The organism is Nitrososphaerota archaeon (assembly GCA_027887005.1).
GTDB lineage: Archaea > Thermoproteota > Nitrososphaeria > Nitrososphaerales > Gagatemarchaeaceae > UBA183.
Window position 1 is genome coordinate 1 of record JAPCJI010000013.1, and the last position, 17,998, is coordinate 17,998.

Below are 17,998 nucleotides of genomic sequence, written 5' to 3' on the forward strand. Positions count from 1 at the left end.
CGCTCCTCGAGCAGTTCGCCCGCTTCGCAGTAGAGCGGGAATGGTAGACAAGAAGCCGCAGCTGTCCGAGAAGGTCCTTTCCTCCATCGAGGAAGGGGCCTTGCTGAACGCCACAAAGCACGGTGGAAAGGCAGAGGTCGGCGCCGTCATCGGTCGGGTCCTGGCCGAGTTCCCCGAATTGAGGTCGAACCCTTCCGAGGTCTCGAAGGAGGTGGTCTCGGTCGTTCGGAGGGTCAACTCGATGTCTGGTCCGGTGCAGGCAAAAACGCTGGAGAAGAAGTACCCCGCGGCCCTGGTCACGGGGCCCAGGCCCCCGGAGGTCAGGAAGCTCCCCCCGCTCGCGAACGCGGTGAAAGGCAAGACCGCCTTCAGGCTGCCACCGGAGCCCTCGGGATTCATGACGGTCGGCCACGCCATGGCCTTCACCATCAACTACCTCTACAAGGAGGAGTACGACGGGGAGCTCTGGCTCCGCTTCGAGGACACCAACCCCCGCAAGGTCGCCCCCCGCTACTACGAGTCCTTCCGGACGGGGTCAAAGTGGCTTGGGATCCAGTGGGACCACGAGAAGAGCGTCTCCGACGACATGGAGGTCATCTACTCCTACGGAAGGAAGCTCCTCGAGCAGGGCAAAGCCTACGCGTGCTCCTGCGACGCCGAGAAGGTCAAGAAACTGCGCTTTGAAGGGACGGCCTGCGAGCACAGAGACTCATCCGTGGAGGTGAACCTCCGGGTCTGGGACGAGCTCCTGGCCAAGAAGCACAAGGAGGGGGAATACGTCATCAGGTTCAAGGGGGACATGCAGAACCTGAACTACTCCCTGCGCGACACAAACATCTTCCGTGTGATCGACCATCCTCATCCCCTCACAGGGAGCAGGTACTCCCTCTGGCCGACCTACGACTTGGCCAACGCGGTCGAAGACGAGATGTGCGGCATAACTCACATCCTTCGGAGCTCCGAATTCCGCAACGAACTGCAGCAATTGATCAGGGATGCCCTCTCCTTCAGGAGTCCTGAGGTCATCCAGTTCTCGAGGTTCAACTTCAAGGGGACCCCGGTTGCGAAGCGCCTCCTCAGGCCCCTGGTCGAGCAGAAGCTCGTCTCAGGATGGGACGACCCGAGGATGCCGACCGTCGAAGGAGTCAAGCGCAGGGGGATCGTCCCCGAGGCCATCCGTGAGTTCACCGTCCACGTCGGCTACACCAAGACCGAGCACGAATATGACTGGAGCATCCTCCTCTCGATCAACAGGAAACTCCTGGACCCTGTGTCAAAGAGGGTCTTCTTCGTCCCAGACCCGGTGGAGCTCAAGGTACACGGAGCGCCAAAGAGAGACGCAGCCATTCCCTTCCACCCAGAGAAGGACCTCGGGCACAGGGTGATCGAGACCGATGGGAAGTTCTTCGTCTCGAAGAGCGACCTGGAGGCCCTGAAGGGGCAGAAGTTCAGGCTGATGGACCTCTACAACGTCGAACTCAAGCCTGGCAGAGGGAAGCCAGCCGCCAAGTATTCTGGTGAAGCTCTCGTCAGGGAGATGAGGAAGGTCCAGTGGGTGACCGACGATGGAGTAGAGGTGAAGCTCATTGAGCCGGGCCTTCTGTTCGGCGACGACGGCTCGTTCAGCAAGGACAGCCTAAGGACGACCACAGGCCTTGCGGAGGCCGCATTCGACAGGCTGAAAATCGGTGAAATCGTCCAGTTTCCACGAGTGGGGTTCTGCAGGGTAGACTCCCCGCGCACCTGCATCCTCACGAGCAGGTAATTGTAGGCAGAGAGCGATTGAGACCAGAAGATTGGAGTTGGCATTTATCCGCGGGCCCAATCGATTAGGATGTTGTTGCCACTGGCCGAAAGGGTTAGGTTTTCGCCATTCTATTTATAACGGGGTCTCGAAAGGCGGGTCTGGGAGATACGAGAAGATGACCCCTAAGCCCTACTACGTCAAAGTTGAAACCCCGAAGGAAGTGGCCGAGGCCGCCTACGAGGTCCTGAGACAGGCGTCACGCAGTGGGAAGGTCCGCAAGGGGACCAACGAGACCACCAAGGCAATCGAGAGAGGGATGGCCAAACTCGTGGTGATCGCGGAAGACGTCACGCCCCCCGAAGTGGTCGCCCACCTGCCGATTCTTTGCGAGGAGCGGAAGATTCCGTTCGTCTTCGTCCCTTCGAAGGACCAGATCGGGCCAGCCATAGGCATCGACGTGTCGACGGCCTCTGCCGCGGTCCTGGACGCGGGTGAAGGAGCCCAGATTCTGGAACAGGTAACCCAAGAGCTGGCGAGGCTGAAGAAGCCCGCATGAGCAAGCGAGAAGTCGAGACCCTAACCCCGGCCGAAGTTGTTCAGATTGTCGGCAGGACCGGCGTGGCTGGAGAGATAACTCAGGTGCGCGTTAAGATACTCGAAGGCAAAGAGAAGGGGAGAATCCTTACCAGGAACGTCAAGGGTCCGATCAAGCTTGCCGACGTACTCGTTTTGAGAGAAACGGAGCGCGAAGCCCGAAAGCTCAAGTGACACTCCACGTCTTACTGGTCCAACTCCGCCACTCCCAACCCCATCTATTGGAGAGACGACGAGCTGCGATTTACAGACGGCTTTATATCCCAAGATTCAAAGGCCATGAAAGGAAAGGGGTGCGGTAGTCTGAGATGTATGTTCCAAAGAAATGTGCTTTCTGCGGCAAAGAGGTTCGCCTCGGCGCCGGCATCATGTTCGTAAAGAACGACGGCTCCACTCTGTCCTTCTGCTCCTCGAAGTGCAAGGTTAACGAGCTGAAGCTGGGCCGCGACCCGCGGAAGCTTAAGTGGGCAAGGAGCGGCAGGGAGCAATGACCGAAACTGAAGACACACTCATCGTAGTCAAACCCGACGCTGTGAAGCGGGGTCTGGTCGGGGAGATCATAGGGAGGTTCGAAGCCAAGGGCTTCGCCGTCAAGAAGTTGCACATGCTCAGAATGACCAAGGCCCAGGCCCAGGAGTTCTACAGCGTCCACAGCGCCAAACCCTTCTTCGGGGAACTCGTTACTTTCATCACTTCGGGACCCGTGGTCGGCGCGGTCCTCTCAGGGCGAGACGCTGTCGCGACCGTGAGGAGGATGGTAGGGGCGACGAAGAGCTGGGAGGCGGCTGCAGGCACGATACGAGGCGACCTCGGGCTCGGCCTGACCGACAACGCGATACACGCGTCCGATTCGACGGAGAGCTTTACCAAGGAGCAGGCCGCCTTCTTCGGCAAGTCGAATGGGTGAGGGCGAAATACCGGGAGAGTTGATGGACCATGCCGGAACCGAAACCACGGCTGCGCCAGCCGATTGCCGTAGTGCTGGGACACGTCGATAGCGGCAAGACCAGTCTTCTGGACGCACTGCGTGGCACGGCAGTCCAGGCGCGCGAGGTCGGAGGCATAACCCAGGAAATCGGGGCCAGCTTCTTCCCGCTGGAGACCCTCGAGCAGATCTGCGGTCCGCTCCTTTCTCGGGCAGGTGGAGGCTTCGAGATCCCGGGGCTCCTCATGATCGACACTCCTGGCCACGCTGTCTTCTCCAACCTACGCTTAAGGGGCGGGTCCGCGGCAGACATAGCCATCGTGGTCGTCGACGTCCTCAAGGGCCTCGAGAACCAGACCCTCGAGAGCATCGACATCCTGAAGCAGCGGAAGGTCCCATTTCTGGTAGCGCTGAACAAGATCGACATGATCAAGGGGTGGAAGAAGGGGAGCCAGGGCGCGCTCCTGAACGTCCTCAAGGATCAACCCCCAGAGTGGAACGACGAGCTGGAGGAGAGGCTGTACAACGTGGTGGGGGGGCTCTCGAGGCTCGGGTTCCAGTCGGACGCCTACTACCGGGTCAAAGAATTCCGCGAGCAGGTGACCGTGGTCCCGGTTTCCGCGAGGACCAAGACTGGCATCCCAGAGCTCCTCGCAGTACTCATCGGACTCTCCCAGCACTTCCTGAAGGGCAAGCTCCAGGTCGTCGAAAACGCGCCTGGAGGTAGGGGAATCATCCTCGAAATGCAGGAAGAGACCGGTATCGGAGAGACAGCCAACGTGATCCTCACCGAGGGGAGGCTCAAAGTAGGGGACTCAGTAGCCCTCGTGAGGAAGGACGGGGCCTTTAAGTCGAAGGTCAAAGCCCTGTTCATGCCGAAGGCCCTGGACGAGATGCGGGACCCCAGGGACAAGTTCACAGCCGTCGACGTGGTCTACGCGGCGGCGGGGGTCAAGCTAGTCTCTGCCGACCTTGAGGGGGTGGTCGCTGGAACCTCCGTGGCGTCGTTCAGGACGGACGGACAGTTCCGGGCGCTCAAGACCGAGATGGAGAAGGAGCTCTCCAGCATAGTCGTCAGGACGGACAACATGGGGGTCATCGTGAAGGCGGGGAGCGTCGGAGGCCTCGAGGCCCTCCTCCGCATGCTCGAAGAGAGGGGCGTACCGGTCAGGCAGGCAGACATCGGAGACATCTCGAAGAACGACATCGTCGACGCCGAGGTGGTCGGGGAGCACGACCCCTACCTCGGAGCGATCCTCGGTTTCGATTCCAAAGTGCTCCCGGAGGCGAAGGAGTTCGTCGGCCAGACGCCGATCTTCGTCTCAGGCATAATCTACGAAGTGATTGACAACTACGTCAACTGGTCCCTGGCCAAGAAGGAGGCCGACGAGAAGGCAGCCCTCTCCAACCTCACCCGCCCCTGCAGGCTCAAGGTCATCCCCGGGACCTTCTTCCGGAGGAACGACCCAGCGGTCTTCGGGGTAGAGGTTCAGGCTGGGATCCTCAAGCCGAAGGTGAAGCTGATGTCCAAGGAGGGGCAGGATATCGGCCTCGTTGAGCAGGTTCAGGACGGGGGCAAGCCAATCACCGAGGCAAAGCAGGGAGAGAAGGTCGCGGTCTCCGTGGACGGCCCCACCCTCGGAAGGCAGGTGAAGGAAAACGACATCCTCTACACCCTCCCTAAGAGCCACGAAGCCAGGCTCCTGAGGAAGAAGCTCTTGGGCTCCATGACCGAGGACGAGCGCCAGGCCTTGGAGGAGATAGTCGAGATAAGATCTAAGACCGACCCCATGTTCGGCTTCTAAGGGCTTATATCCACGGAAAATTCGGAGGCCCTGAAATGGCTTCGTTCAAGCTTGTCCTCTCAGACGCCAAGACGGGCAAGTCGGAAGTGCAGGAGCTGAAGGACGAGACCGCCCAACCCCTTTTGGGTCGCAAGGTCGGCGAAGTCCTGGACGCGACCTCTCTTGGCCTCACCGGCACGATCAAGATAACGGGCGGGAGCGACAAGGCAGGCTTTCCCATGAGGGGGGACGTCCTAGGGAGCGGGAAGAAGTACGTCCTCATGAGCAGGGGAATCGGGTACAAGTCGAAGGAGGAAGGTTCGAAGAAGAGGAAGTTGGTCAGGGGCGGCACGATTAGTGAAGAGGTCTACCAGGTCAACGCAGTGCGGGTAGAAGCGAAATCCGCGGTAGCGTAGTCCTCCAGACATAGGCAGTCCCGTGAGCTCGGGTCAATCCGGCTGAAAAGCAAAAATATCAGCGCGGGCTTCCCAAATCCAGAAGAAGTGTATCATGGCAAGGCTCGACAACATCGATATGCAGATTCTCTCCGCTCTATATCAGGACGCATCGGTCTCCGTCCCAAGGCTCAGCAAGCAGCTGGGCGTCAACCTTTCCGTCACCTACAGCAGGATAAAGCGGCTTCAGAAGAGGGGGGTCATAGAGAAGTTCACCGTGATAGTGAACGAGGACAGCCTCGGGATGAAGGCGGGCGCCCTCGCAGGCCTCAACATCGACCCGAAGCTGCGGGAGACCGTGCTCGGAGATATCGAGAAGGTGGAGGGGGTGAGGCTGATCCGCGAAGTCACCGGGCGCTTCGACATAATCGCGAACCTGAAAGGACGGTCGCTGGACGAGCTGCACAGGGCCGTCTACGACGTCATAGGGAAGATCCCCGGAGTGCTGCACGCAGAGATTTTCATGGAAGTCTCCAGGCGCTATCCGTCAATAGCCTTCAAACTCGCGGACTGAGTTCCCAAGATTATTAAGAGCGATAGCCCGGCGTCGAAATCGTGGACCCCCTTATCCTTCTCGACCAGGCGGTTGCGCAAGAGAAGGTTCCGAGGGCCATGGCAAAGAAGGTCCGGCTTCGGATGAAATACGTCCAGGGCGCCGTCGCACGCGTGGAGAAGGCGAGCGGACTAAGATACCCGCCCTACTACATCGAGCCCACACTGACCCTGTCGAGGTCCGGGGCCGAATACGGTGAGACAGGGGTTCATTACGCACGGGTCTCTCCCATGGTGGCCTCTAGTGGCCTGGTGATTCTGGTCCAGTTCTCAGCCGCCCTGGTGGCCTTCGGCTCGAAGGGTACGATCGAAGCGGTCGCAGCCCACGAGTTCACGCATTACGTCGAGCTCGTCAGGAAGCTTAGCAGGACCAACGTGATGAGCGACGAAAGCGCGACGACACTCTACGAGGCGTCCTTTGCGGACAGCGAAAGGACTGTGCCAGCCAAGCTTCTGTTCTCTGAAAAGGCCCTCGCGACCCTGATAGCCAGGAAGTTCAAGCCCAACCTGTCCGACCCGAGCCTGAACAAGAAGGCCGGAGACGCCTGGATAGCGAAGAACCTTCCAGTCACCTGGGTCGCCCCCGAGGTGAAAGCCAAGATTGGCATCGAAGCTGTGGCGTCCGCCAGGTTTGACCCCGATGTGCTTGCGAAGGCAGCCGAGATAGAAAAGAAGATGAAATCCTGAGGCTCTCGCAGGACGAAGGCTCGCTGCTCTCAGGCATCGCCACATCACTGGTTGACCCATCTTCAATTGTGGGTCTTGCTGCCTACGGTTCGAAGGTCGCCGGATACGCTCGCCCCGACTCGGACTACGACCTGATCGTGGTCTCGAAGCGGTTTGGAGAGGGGGTCAGGTACAAGTACGTTGAGAAGCCTGTCGCCGCCTCGGCCCTGATCGTCGACCAGGAGCTACTCATGCAGGACGCCAAGACGGCTTATCTCGGAGAGTTCGTTGTAGGCAGACTCCTGAACGCCCACGAGGCGATCAGCAACCCTGAGCTCTTCCGCTCCGCCGAACTCGAATACAAGAAGCGGGTGATCGTTGAGGCGCTCCTCGAACTCGCCTCGGACTACGGTGATTTCTGCAGGAACCTCATCGTCCCCTACGACTACTTCCTGTTCGACAAGCTCTCCAAGAGGGCAGCCATCTATCCTCCGGCGCTCTACAGCTACGTGAAGACCTACAGCTGCGCCCAGGCAGGAGAAAACCGGGCTGAATCCATTCAGGGGTTTGCTTCTGCCGCATCATCCATCGCTCCCCGGGGCTTCCTGACCGAAAGCTACCAGGGGGTAAGGATGGTCCCCGAGAAGATGCGTGGCGACGCCTTCACCAAAGTCCATTCTATCTTCACTCTGACGACCAGAGGAGTAACACAATATGCTGTCCATGGATATGCAGGTAGGGTGGGGCTCTCCGTCTACAGGCGGGAGGCCCAGTCGAAGCTCAAGAGGATAAGGGAGGCCCCAGAGCCCCTCCCGGAACTGCAGAGGCCCCGCTCGCTCCTCGAGCTCGAAGAGGGCGCCTTCATATCGGATGCCTCGCTCCTCGAAAACACTCTCGCGATGATCTTGGGGTTCTCCTCCCACACGATGAGGGAGCGCGACATCGGCGAGCCCTATTCCACCACACGCGTCCACAGCTTCCGCGACGGGGACAGGGAAGCCTCCGTGGTTGTCAAGAACTATGCGGACGTTCGGTCCCTGAAGTGGGCCCTCCTCGGACTCTGGGCGGCAGCGGCCAACAGGTTCAGCATGTCGCCCATGGCGAGGCTGGACAGGGAATATGCCATGACCAGGGCCCTCAGAAACATCGGAGTCCACGTCCCCTCCATCGTCGCGGTCGCGCCAGGGGAAAGGATTCTTGTCAAGGAGTTCGTCGCCGGCCCGACCATCTCTACCGTCATAGACGACCTGCTGAAGGGGGGCATGGAGGGGCTTGAGAGCGTCTCGGCCTACGCAGAGTTGATGGCGAAGGTACACGGAGAGGGGATCGCGCTGGGGGACTCCAAGCCCAGTAACGTTGTAGTCTCGCCCCAGGGGCTCTATCTGACGGACCTTGAGCAGGCCTCCCAAGGAGGGGACAGGGCATGGGACCTGGCTGAGTTCCTGTACTATACCGCGAAGCTTTCGAACCGCCAGGAGGCGATGGAGAAGGTAGCCAGGGCATTCCTCAGGTCCTACGCCGCCCTGGGAAGCAGGGAGACGGTGTCGACCGCGAAGGGGCAGAAGTATTTCAGGCCCTTCCAGCCTTTCCTGACCCCGGGGATGTCGAAGATGCTGAGGGATCTGATGACCGAGTTTTCCTAAGACTTCGAAGTATACGTCGTGTATCCGCAGTTCCCGCAGGTGAGCCTGCCTTCGTGCTGGGCCATGAAGTACCCCCTGCCACATCTCGGACATTCCTTCCTGAGCCTCGTCAGGGTGTCGCCCTCCACCTTGTAGAGCTTGTGGACCTGGATGCGCCTCTTCGGCGCCTTCACTTTCACTTTCTTCTCTGGCTTCTTCTCCTCTACGGGTGCAGCCTCGGCTGGCATGGGCGCCGGAGCGGGTGGAGCGGGCTGTTGCTTTGACATCTACTTCTTCGTCTCCGCCGGAGGTGCGGCCGTCGCTGCCTTCTTCCTTTCCTGCCTCAGCTTCTCTCTCTCTTCCTTTGTGAGCATCCTCTCCTCGAGATATCTGGGGTGGACTCGCTTCTTTGCTTCCGCCGAAGAGTAAACGTAGAACCTACCCGAGACGTCGGTGGTACCAGCCCGGCCGTCCAGGCCGACTATACCTATGTTCTCGGGCGCGACGCCCAGCTGCTCGGCGACCGCGGCGATTGCCTCCTTCCTTGTTAGCTTCCCCGCCCTCCCCTCAAGTTTCATTTCGACATAGGACCTTCCTAGGACCTTGGACTCGGATTTCTTCTCTGCCTGCAAGTCGAACATCCCTGCCCCGTGGGGGATATAAATCAAACACGCGGTCAGCGTATTTCCGGAATCCCCATCTCGGAGAGGATGACCCTGTTCCTCGTCTTGGACTCCTTGTCAACTTTCACGGCCACGATGCCCTCCCCCGGCTGGCCGTAGAAGACCATGGCAGAGTCGGGTGCGACCGCGATGGCCGGGATCGCCAGCAGGTCCTCCTCGCCTTCGACAAGGACCCTTACAGGCTTATTTCCCCTAAAGGCCTCCCTTATCCCATTGATGGCCTCATCCGTCACCGTCCCCGCCGGGTTGTGCACATCGATCTGGCGAACATACTCAACTTCTGGGAGCGCCCTCTCACGCCTGTTCTCCTTGCTGTCGACCACCTGGACGTCCGGTGCCCTCCCCATGGCCCCGAGAGTTTCGGTGACACGGTCCCCGACGCTTATTACGAAAGCAGAATCCCGCACGAGTTCTGCGAAGGAGTGGCCCCTAACCTCCTCCCCCGAGTAAAGGTGGCCCAGCGGTTTCGCGAGTCTGGGCCTGAGGGTCACTGGTAGCTTGTACACATTCGGCAAGCAGTCAGCTTACCTTGAGGGCGTATCGGCCGGGCTTGGTGATTCCTAGGGTCTTCGCCACCTGGGACTTTTCTGGGTTGAGTACTATGATGAGGCCGGACCACTCGTTGCTTAGCTCAGTGGAACCGTCGTTGGGGCAGGCCTTCTCTGTAGTCAATATCTTGCACTTCCTACAGGCGAGTTCTTTCAAGGTTCTTCTCTCTACTTGGCGGCCCGCTCTTCGACCTTCCGCGACTTCTGGGCCTTGGCGACCTCGTCATCGATCCATTCGAGGGCTCCCAGGAAGGGCTGTCTGCAGGTCACTCCTATTTTTCCCATGGAGATTCCATGTCCAAGGCTGACCGCGGTTATCCTCACTCTGACCTTGCTCCCTACCTTCAGGGACCGCTTGCTCTGCGAGGCGGTGATGATCCCAGATTTCACATCGCTCGTCAGGTAGTCATCCATTATCTGGCTGAGGTGCAGGAGAGCATCGGCAGGCCCGATCCTGACGAAAGCCCCGAAGTCCGTCACCTCGACAATCTCCCCTTCCACGAGCTCCTGCTTGAGGGGGTAGAAGGACAGGACTTCGAACTTGACCCTGTGGTAGGTCGCTCCGTCTCCGGCGATGATCTTGCCTACTTTGTCCACTTCGACCTTGGTAACTAGAATGAGGTACCCATGGTCGGGGTTGATTGTGCTTTCGTACTTCAGCTTCAGGAGGTCGAGCGCCACCTTCTCGAGAGGGGAGCCGAACTTGTCAGGTGGAACGCGGACTACGTCTTCAAGGTTGACGAGTTGAAACATGAATGTTCAGGAACGGCCCCTCGCTTTGGGTAGCCGATATTAATCTTTAGTTAGCATGAAACGAGTTCCCTGTCAAATCCGGGCCAGCGACGGGGGTAGCGCCCTCTTGTGTGCCGACCGCCTGTGCATCCCTATCACTTCCCTCACAACCGCGGGACTCACCTTCGCCTTGGAGGCCGCCGCCTTCGGTGAGACCTTCAGGTCAAAGAGGCAGTGAAGCACGACGTCGAGCTTCTCGTAGGCCGCCGGAAGCTCTTCTTCGGCGGTATGACCAGGCCAAAGTTGAGGGGAAGCTGGTTTGTCGACGATTCTTTTGGGAAGACCTAGGGAACTGCTCAGAAGTCTCACCTGGGTCTTGTACAGGTGGGCGATTGGAAGGAAATCTACTCCTCCGTCGCCCCACTTCGTAAAGAAACCCAGTAGTTCCTCCGACCTGTCGCCGGTCCCGGCCACGAGGAGACCCCTACTGTTCGCGATCAGATACAGAATAATCATCCTTGTCCTCGCCTCCACATTTGCCTTCGCAATTCTGCCTCCCTTTTCTCCGACAGTTGCGTCCAACGCATCCACCAGGGGCGATATTGACACCCTCACAGTCTCGACTCCCCAACGAGAGGCAAGAGCTTCACCGTCCCTGAGGTCGTTCTTTGGGGTGTGATTCGATGGCATAAGCGCTGCGACGACATTTTGAGGCCCCAGCGCCTTCACGCAGAGGGACCCTGCGAGAGCGCTGTCGACCCCCCCACTAACTCCGACCACCACTCCTCTGGCTCCTGCATCCCTGACGACCTTGCGTATGAAGGTGGTTATCCTCCTTTCTTCCTTCGTCGGTTCTATCGAACGGGAGTAGCCTGCCATGTCCTCTGAACCTTGGCGCGGGCGCCTTAACTCCTTTTTCAGATGTCTAGCGAACGGTGACTCTTCCTGAACTGAGCCCAATCACCTTGACATGCTGCGCTTTCAGAATCCGCCCCAGTCTTTTGTCGATTGTGGCGACCGGAGAATCATTGGTCACTGCCGCCGATATGATTTCGTCGTCCACACTCGCTTCCCCGCAAGATTGGCTCTTGAAGGCATCAGACAGGGTTAGGGCGACGGAGGCATACCTGGCCTTCCTCCCCTGTCGCCTTGAGAGAAGGCCAAGTTCGCCCCTCACACAGTCCAAGAGCACTGGCTCGAACTTCCCTAGTATCTCGGTCATGTCCTCGAACCAGGTGGTCGGACGCTCGACCACAGCCATCAGAAAGCTTGTGTCGAAGATGACTTTCAAACGCTACTTGAGGACGCCCGAGCCGATAAGCCGCCACCGCTCTGCGATTCTCCTGCTTACCGCCGCTCTCATGCCCGGGTCGACCGCGACCGGTTTCTTCAGGTCGACCTCGATCACGTCCACCCGCGCTGAAGTGACCACCGCCGGAGTTGATGCAGTTCCCAGGTTAAGGCGAAGGTTCTCGCCAGGCCGCACCTTGTCGACCTTGACCAGCTCAGCCGACCCCACGGCAGTCTCGAACAGGTCCAGGTCCAGCGTGATGTGTTCCCATATGGGTGGCAGTTTCCCCGGTTTCCCAATAACGCTCCCGACCATCTGGTCGCCCTTGGTGAACGTCGGGTCTAGGTGCGTCCCTACGGCGATGAGGCCTCCCGGACCCACCTTCTGTGCCTTTCCTGCGCCAGTCTCGAGGGAGGATACCTTCGTCACCACCGGGATGTACTTGGAGCTCCTTTCGTCTAGCATCCCGGGCCTGAGCTCGACTTCCTGACCCTCTACAAGTTCGCCTCGGACCAGGCTTCCGCCGAGCACCCCTCCGTTGAGGACGGAGACCTCGTCCCCGGGCCTGTTCACGTCGAAGCTTCTTACCACGTACATGAGCGAGTCGGCCGACGCGTCGCGTTTGGGGGTGGGGATTGCGTCCTCCAAACCCTCGATCAGGACGTCAATGTTGAGCTTCTGCTGGGCGGAAATGGGAATGATCGGCGCGTCAGCGGCCACAGTGTTTTTCACGAACTTCTCTATCTGCTCCAGGTTCTTCTTTGCCTCCTGGTCGGTCACCAGGTCGACCTTGTTCTGTGCGATCACAATCTTGTCCATGCCGAGCATCTGGAGGGCCTGAAGGTGCTCCCTCGTCTGAGGCTTCGGCACTGGCTCGTTGGCGGCGATCACCAACATGGCTCCATCCATGAGGAAGGCGCCAGCCAGCATGTTGGTCATGAGGCTCTCGTGGCCTGGTGCATCCACGAAGCTGACCGCCCTGAGGAGCTGGGTCTTCCTGCCGTCATGCGGGCAGATAGAGCTCGTGGAGAAAGCGTCGGGGGGAGAGTCCTTGGCGCACCGGTAGAACGCAGCGTCCGCATAGCCGACCTTGATCGTGATCCCTCTCTTGAGCTCCTCACTGTGGGCGCTGGTCCAGACTCCAGTGATCGCAGAGACCAGGGTGCTCTTGCCGTGGTCCACGTGCCCCGCCGTGCCGATGTTGACTTCTGGCTGCCTGGGGAGGAGGGGCCGACCAATGGGGGGCTCTGAAACGAGCTTCTGCGCCAAATCGAACCTCCTCTCTTCATCTGACCTTTTTAAGTCCGCGCGTTTCGTTTGAACTTTGAAAGCGGACAGGCCTACCCACGGATCACCTCGGTCCCGGGAATGAATGCGATCCCGTCAGATTCTTTGCTGCGCCGACCGCCGCCGGATTCTCAACGTATCTGTGGTGGAAAGCAGAACGTCAGTCGGGATGACGCCCATCTCAAAGGCAGACTCTTGATTCTGACACCAATTGGTCGGTTCCAAGCCCAATTAGGTGGACCAGAGCAGGCACATTGAATCTTGGAAAGGGGATGCATACATCGCCCCTGGCGTCATTCTTACCGGGAGTGCGTCGCACTTTCGGGCTCTGAGCAACAGAAGTGGCATAGGAGTAAGACAACAGAACAAGTGGCATTTGCCTAGGAAATGGCGTTCTCATGAGTAGATGTATATCTAGTGGGCACCGTTTGGTTGCTGTTGAGTTCAGGTAGGGGCGAGAAAATGAAAAAGAGGAACCTCGCGATTGTCCTTGTCATCATCTACGTAGCAGTTGTGGTGGTTGCTGGAAATTCCGTTACTTTCACGTGCTTTCCAGAGACGACCAACTGCCAAAGTTACTCCCCCGTTGATACTCTGTTACTCTTCTCGATTCCTGCTGCATCAATGGTCGCATTGTACTTAGTCGTGCCGAGGACTTTCCCCAAGGCATTCGCCAATCACTCAACCGCTCAGGGAAGTTAGCGGCATTCTGGCGATTGAACCAACATAGATACTTCGTTCTCCAGCGATCGGTTCGGAAATTGGATTCGCTTAATTTCTTAAGCGCATACCACCGGGCCCGCTTAGAATTCTAAGCGAATCCTTACAAAACAAACGTGCATTATTCTATGCCACGCAGATTGTACAGAAGAAGTTGCGCCACCTATTTTGCACAGAACCCACTTTCGGTGCCGTTGGATATGAAGAAAGTGGGACTGGTCTGTTCGATTCGACCGCCAAAAGTGGGACTTTGCGGGACAAATTCTGACTTTCATGACGGCACGAAATTGGTTATCATTGCTCGTACGAGGGGTGGACAAAATCGCCTTTCCTATCAAACCGTTTATAGTTCCATGTCTCGAAGAAGTTCCCCTTGAAGCGCAGAGGTAAGAAGAGGTTCGGAAACCTGGCCTTCTTCGTCCCGGTGGTTCTCCTGGTGGCTGTAATCCTGTTCGGCCTCTATCAGAACTTGGGAAGCGGGAACGGAACGCTCGTAGTCGAGGCACAGAGCTCCTACGGGTCATCGTCACATTTTATCTCGGCCTTAGCAACGGTCTCCGGCGCCACCAAACAAACCCCGTTCAGCCTAAGCGTCAAGCCGGGCCCGTACACGGTAACGTATGGTGACCTTCAGTGGTATTGGTCGCCACCCCCCAAGACTGTGACAGTCCTCGGAGGGACCAGCGCCTATGCGGTGGGTGTTTACGTCCCCATTCCGGTTATCGTCGGGGTGAACGGACCTGGGTTCAACGTGACGCAGGTCAATGCAAAGAGTGGGATAACTCCGCTGGTCTGGATTGACACGACTGTTCGTGCGGTCCAGCTGAAGAGCAGTATGTTCAACGTGATGTTGTCTCCTGGGCAGAACTACACACGGGTCTTCACGGTCTCGGAAAAACTGATCGTAACCATCCCTGACACTGGAGCAACGATGACTGTGAACGTAGCATAAGATTGTGAGGGATCCCGCTTCAGAGCTGGATGAGAGACATCTGCCGGAGTGCTATCGAGGCAGAATCATGCGTTTCGGCGCTGTTTCTCAGCTCAGCCGTTGCAAAATCAGGTTGCGACGACCCCCCGAGGTAGAAGTTTAGAACCGCAAAGTAAAAGGCCCGAATTCTGGGCCTTGAAGAGGGCGAGATACCTGATTCGGTCTGGGTTTCGCTTCCTGTGCGAGCAGAACGACGCAACATCGGCCTGCTGGGGAGAAAGTGGACTTGGAATCAAGACTTGGAAACTGTATCTGCTCTGTTCCTCTGCCCGGCTGCTAGACGAGCGGTATTCCGGGTCCTTCCGGGCCAAAGGAGTAGAAATGGACGATTTATCCACCGCCTTTATATACTTGGACGCGAAGGCTTTCTTGAAAATATCATGAATACGTATACGAATGCGTATTATAAGAAAATTAGCTCAGGAACTATACTGGCGCTGTTGGCGCTTTCAGGACTCGTCGTCCTAGTGCCGGCGGTATCAGTAGTTCATGCTTCAAACTCTTCTCTACCAACCATATCTCATGAAACTCCAAACCCAATCTTCGGAGCGGCGGGCCAAGCCCTAACGTTCAAAGTCACTAACCCGTCATCCAACTCATATGCCTTGACTGGCATAAACCTAGTTGCTCCATCTGGCTGGACCATAACTGGATGTGCTGCTGGCGTGCTCTTCAACGCAGTAACATTTGCGTCGGGAGCCTGTCAGTTCACCTATGGAGCGGGCGGCGCAACGATAAACCCAGGCAGTACCGATAGTCTGGGTGTCACCGTTACTCCAAAGGCCTCCGCGACCCACCCAATCTCGGGCACGTTCACCACAACGGTGCAGGATGCATCATCCGCAGCGTTCTATGTGGGCCCAAGTTTCGGTGTCCAGGTAATGGCAGCTGGGACAACGGTTGCGATAACCGTGACCCCAGGTGGTACAAACACTAATGTACAGTACACAGCAGGGACGGCGGTCTACGCAGTCTCTGTCTTGGTGGCACCAGTACAAGCCGGCCTGACAATAAACTGGTCAGACGCGGGAACAGGTGCTGCTGACGCCTCATATCCATCAAGCTTCGCTGCTGCGTCGAGCACAACTGCTTCTGACGGCACAGCAAGCACGACCTACCAGCCAAGCGAAACGCACGCAAAAACCGGAATCCCCACTGCGACGATAGGGACTTCCGCGGTTTCTAGTGCCGACGCTTCCACGATCGTCACCGTGGCGGGTGCCCCAACAGGGCAATCGATCTCCTTCGCTAGCACCGACGCGACAAGCGGCAACCACTACATTATCAACTCCGGTACGACGGTGAATCATTTCGCAACTGCATTCTCTGGAGCCACAGAAGCCGGCGCCTTCTTCAGCATCAGCCTGACGGATGCCTTCAGCAATCCGGTTCTGCTTAACGTGGCAGGCCTGACGGCATGGTCAGTCAGAATCGTTGCTGGATCGGGAGGTATGTTCGATGCTTCTGACGCTGTATTCAACCTTGCAACGACTCTGTCGTGCAGCAATGGCGGCAACTGGCAAGATGGATCCGGGAACAATCTGGCACCACTGACAGCGTGTCCGGGCGGTGCAATTTCATCCTTCCCCATTCCCTTCGCCTACTTCCAATCTAGAACCTATGGCTTTGCTAACGTGATCAACGTAGCCTTCCATGGTACATTCAATACAGTCGCCTTCACTCCAGCTGGAACGACGAGCACTCAACTCATCACCTCAGCCCTAGGGGGCGTGGGCACTGTCCACGTCTATGACCCAGTGGCTGTGGCGACCGACCCTGCGGCAGTGGTGGCTGGCGGGAGCGTAATAGTTTACGCCAACCTCACCTACGCCCAGGCCGGAGTTCCGGTGAACTTCACATTGAGTACCTCATCCGCCGGCTACGCTGGTACATTCTCGAATGGCCTGCAAACGATAATCGTGTCCTCGACAAAGACTGGGACCTACGGTAGCGCACAGGCAACATTCGCAATCGACACCGACGCCAATACCCCCGCAAGCACAGGGTTCTCCGCAAGCAACAACGAGCCCATCGACGGCTTAGTACCCAACTGGCAGGCGCCTGTTGCTACAATAGGTGTCACTACGACATCCGTTGCTGCAGCCGCGGCACTCGCCGTTAGGACCTACTTCACCAGTGCAGGCACCATCCCTGCGATATTCACACAGCCAACTTCACATTCAGTCGCTGGACTAACTCTTCAAGTCGACGTACAGCTCCAAGACGCCTATGGCAACTTCGTCATTTACACGGGGCTCAACCAGCTCCAGGTGACGCTCTCAGCGTCGGCTGGACTGCTTGGAGCGACAACCGTGTACATCAAACCAGGTGGATCTACCACAGGAACCTCGTACGGTTCAATCGCCTGGACCATGCCTTCTTCCGGTTCAACGGTCTCGCTCTCTGCTAGTGCGGTAGTCGGCGGCCACCAATTGACCGGAATGAAGACAGTCACCATAGTCAGCAAGACACCTACGTTCTTGCTCACCGCTCCCACCGCGACCGCGGGGGTCTACTATTCCAAGGGGACCTTCGTGCAGTTCGCTGGAGGAGCCAACTCATCGCTCGGCTATCCAGTCAGTGACGTGATTGCATCTGTCGGCTACTCCATCGCTGGAGGCGCCCACCAATACGTCGCTGGATTCAGCCCCATGAACAAGGCGACATTCAACCTTCCACTCACCTTGTCCACCGGACTCACTAGCATCACCTTCAACGCCACCGACAGCCACTCAAACACAGTCACAAGCTCACCACTAAGCGTACTCGTTGATCCAACAGGACCAACCATCACATTCCCAACAGCCCCGATAAGCCTCTCAAACGGCTCACCGCTGGCTGTGACAGTAGTCTCGGCCCAGGGTGACCTGAACGTCTCGTCTATCCACGCGTGGTACAACGGTACCGCGATTGCGGCATCGGCGATAACGGTCACAGGTACAAACACTCTTGGCTCCAGCAGCTCGTTCACAGTCACCATTGGCGGGATCCCATCAGGGACCTCGACCGTTAAGGTGTCTGCGAGCAGCTATTCGGGAATAACCAACACCAAGTCCGCTTCAGTCACTATCATAGTCGCCTTCGCGACCTCAGTGGTCGTCAGCGGCTCGCCATCCAAGACAACCATCGGCGGTTACACTGGCATCTCGGCCACATACACTAACGGCTGGTCATCCTCGCAAAGCTTGATAATGTTCGCCGTCTGGAAGAACTCCGCGGGTCAAACCGTGGCAGTCTCCACGGGCGGACTGACGCTTGCTGCGGGAGCATCCGGATCAGCCTTCGCGCCACTGTTGGCGCCGCTGCCATCTGGAAGCTACACGGTCAACGTCTTCGTGTGGACCACGAACAACCTCTCCGTATCATCTACGAGCACAATCACCGTCACCGTCTAATCAAGT

21 protein-coding genes are annotated in these 17,998 nt (G+C 58.0%); 13 read left to right on the forward strand and 8 right to left on the reverse strand.

The features are described from left to right. The first annotated feature begins 40 nt into the window (after positions 1-40). From OK438_07790 to OK438_07835, 10 genes are all read left to right on the forward strand, one after another. Entirely contained in the window at positions 41-1,765 is a 1,725-nt protein-coding gene (locus tag OK438_07790; GenBank protein ID MDA4125326.1) for a glutamate--tRNA ligase, read from the forward strand. A 157-nt stretch (positions 1,766-1,922) separates the two neighbouring features. Next, positions 1,923-2,303 (forward strand): 50S ribosomal protein L7Ae, encoded by a 381-nt coding sequence (gene rpl7ae / locus OK438_07795; GenBank protein ID MDA4125327.1) that lies wholly within the window; start codon positions 1,923-1,925, stop codon positions 2,301-2,303. Next, a complete protein-coding gene (locus OK438_07800; protein ID MDA4125328.1) occupies positions 2,300-2,515 on the forward strand; it encodes a 30S ribosomal protein S28e in 216 nt (71 codons plus the stop codon). The genes rpl7ae and OK438_07800 overlap by 4 nt, the downstream gene beginning before the upstream one ends. A 134-nt stretch (positions 2,516-2,649) precedes the next feature. Then, on the forward strand, positions 2,650-2,832 hold the full coding sequence (locus tag OK438_07805; GenBank protein ID MDA4125329.1) for a 50S ribosomal protein L24e: 183 nt from the start codon (positions 2,650-2,652) through the stop codon (positions 2,830-2,832). Then, on the forward strand, positions 2,829-3,248 hold the full coding sequence (gene ndk, locus OK438_07810; protein ID MDA4125330.1) for a nucleoside-diphosphate kinase: 420 nt from the start codon (positions 2,829-2,831) through the stop codon (positions 3,246-3,248). The genes OK438_07805 and ndk overlap by 4 nt, the downstream gene beginning before the upstream one ends. 29 nt (positions 3,249-3,277) lie before the next feature. Next, positions 3,278-5,071 (forward strand): translation initiation factor IF-2, encoded by a 1,794-nt coding sequence (gene infB / locus OK438_07815; GenBank protein MDA4125331.1) that lies wholly within the window; start codon positions 3,278-3,280, stop codon positions 5,069-5,071. A 35-nt stretch (positions 5,072-5,106) separates the two neighbouring features. Further along, positions 5,107-5,466 (forward strand): 30S ribosomal protein S6e, encoded by a 360-nt coding sequence (locus OK438_07820; protein MDA4125332.1) that lies wholly within the window; start codon positions 5,107-5,109, stop codon positions 5,464-5,466. A 94-nt stretch (positions 5,467-5,560) separates the two neighbouring features. Then, positions 5,561-6,019 (forward strand): Lrp/AsnC family transcriptional regulator, encoded by a 459-nt coding sequence (locus OK438_07825; protein ID MDA4125333.1) that lies wholly within the window; start codon positions 5,561-5,563, stop codon positions 6,017-6,019. Between the two features lie 41 nt (positions 6,020-6,060). Continuing rightward, positions 6,061-6,744: a hypothetical protein gene (locus OK438_07830; GenBank protein ID MDA4125334.1), complete on the forward strand. Its 684-nt coding sequence runs from the start codon at positions 6,061-6,063 to the stop codon at positions 6,742-6,744. Between the two features lie 47 nt (positions 6,745-6,791). Beyond that, complete coding sequence (locus OK438_07835) at positions 6,792-8,366, forward strand: hypothetical protein (GenBank protein MDA4125335.1); 1,575 nt, start codon at positions 6,792-6,794, stop codon at positions 8,364-8,366. Here OK438_07835 and OK438_07840 read toward each other — a convergent pair. From OK438_07840 to OK438_07875, 8 genes are all read right to left on the reverse strand, one after another. After that, complete coding sequence (locus tag OK438_07840; GenBank protein MDA4125336.1) at positions 8,363-8,593, reverse strand: 30S ribosomal protein S27ae; 231 nt, start codon at positions 8,591-8,593, stop codon at positions 8,363-8,365. The two genes, OK438_07835 and OK438_07840, sit on opposite strands and share 4 nt — an antisense overlap. A gap of 39 nt (positions 8,594-8,632) precedes the next feature. Continuing rightward, on the reverse strand, positions 8,633-8,977 hold the full coding sequence (locus OK438_07845; GenBank protein ID MDA4125337.1) for a hypothetical protein: 345 nt from the start codon (positions 8,975-8,977) through the stop codon (positions 8,633-8,635). Between the two features lie 44 nt (positions 8,978-9,021). Next, positions 9,022-9,534 (reverse strand): DUF359 domain-containing protein, encoded by a 513-nt coding sequence (locus tag OK438_07850; GenBank protein MDA4125338.1) that lies wholly within the window; start codon positions 9,532-9,534, stop codon positions 9,022-9,024. 13 nt (positions 9,535-9,547) lie between these two features. After that, on the reverse strand, positions 9,548-9,733 hold the full coding sequence (locus OK438_07855) for a DNA-directed RNA polymerase, subunit E'' (GenBank protein ID MDA4125339.1): 186 nt from the start codon (positions 9,731-9,733) through the stop codon (positions 9,548-9,550). 11 nt (positions 9,734-9,744) lie between these two features. Further along, a complete protein-coding gene (locus tag OK438_07860) occupies positions 9,745-10,329 on the reverse strand; it encodes a DNA-directed RNA polymerase (GenBank protein MDA4125340.1) in 585 nt (194 codons plus the stop codon). A 72-nt stretch (positions 10,330-10,401) separates the two neighbouring features. Further along, positions 10,402-11,187: an NAD+ synthase gene (locus OK438_07865; GenBank protein MDA4125341.1), complete on the reverse strand. Its 786-nt coding sequence runs from the start codon at positions 11,185-11,187 to the stop codon at positions 10,402-10,404. A 46-nt stretch (positions 11,188-11,233) separates the two neighbouring features. Further along, positions 11,234-11,599 carry a hypothetical protein gene (locus OK438_07870; GenBank protein ID MDA4125342.1) on the reverse strand — a complete coding sequence of 122 codons (366 nt, stop codon included), beginning with the start codon at positions 11,597-11,599 and terminating at the stop codon, positions 11,234-11,236. A gap of 3 nt (positions 11,600-11,602) precedes the next feature. After that, complete coding sequence (locus tag OK438_07875; GenBank protein ID MDA4125343.1) at positions 11,603-12,838, reverse strand: translation initiation factor IF-2 subunit gamma; 1,236 nt, start codon at positions 12,836-12,838, stop codon at positions 11,603-11,605. 486 nt (positions 12,839-13,324) lie between these two features. Here OK438_07875 and OK438_07880 point away from each other — a divergent pair, with 486 nt between their 5' ends. The 3 genes from OK438_07880 to OK438_07890 all read left to right on the forward strand — a co-directional run bounded on the left by OK438_07880 (position 13,325) and on the right by OK438_07890 (position 17,992). Further along, a complete protein-coding gene (locus tag OK438_07880; GenBank protein MDA4125344.1) occupies positions 13,325-13,588 on the forward strand; it encodes a hypothetical protein in 264 nt (87 codons plus the stop codon). 391 nt (positions 13,589-13,979) lie between these two features. Continuing rightward, positions 13,980-14,558 carry a hypothetical protein gene (locus OK438_07885; protein ID MDA4125345.1) on the forward strand — a complete coding sequence of 193 codons (579 nt, stop codon included), beginning with the start codon at positions 13,980-13,982 and terminating at the stop codon, positions 14,556-14,558. Between the two features lie 644 nt (positions 14,559-15,202). Then, complete coding sequence (locus OK438_07890; protein ID MDA4125346.1) at positions 15,203-17,992, forward strand: hypothetical protein; 2,790 nt, start codon at positions 15,203-15,205, stop codon at positions 17,990-17,992. The last annotated feature ends 6 nt before the right edge of the window (positions 17,993-17,998 follow it).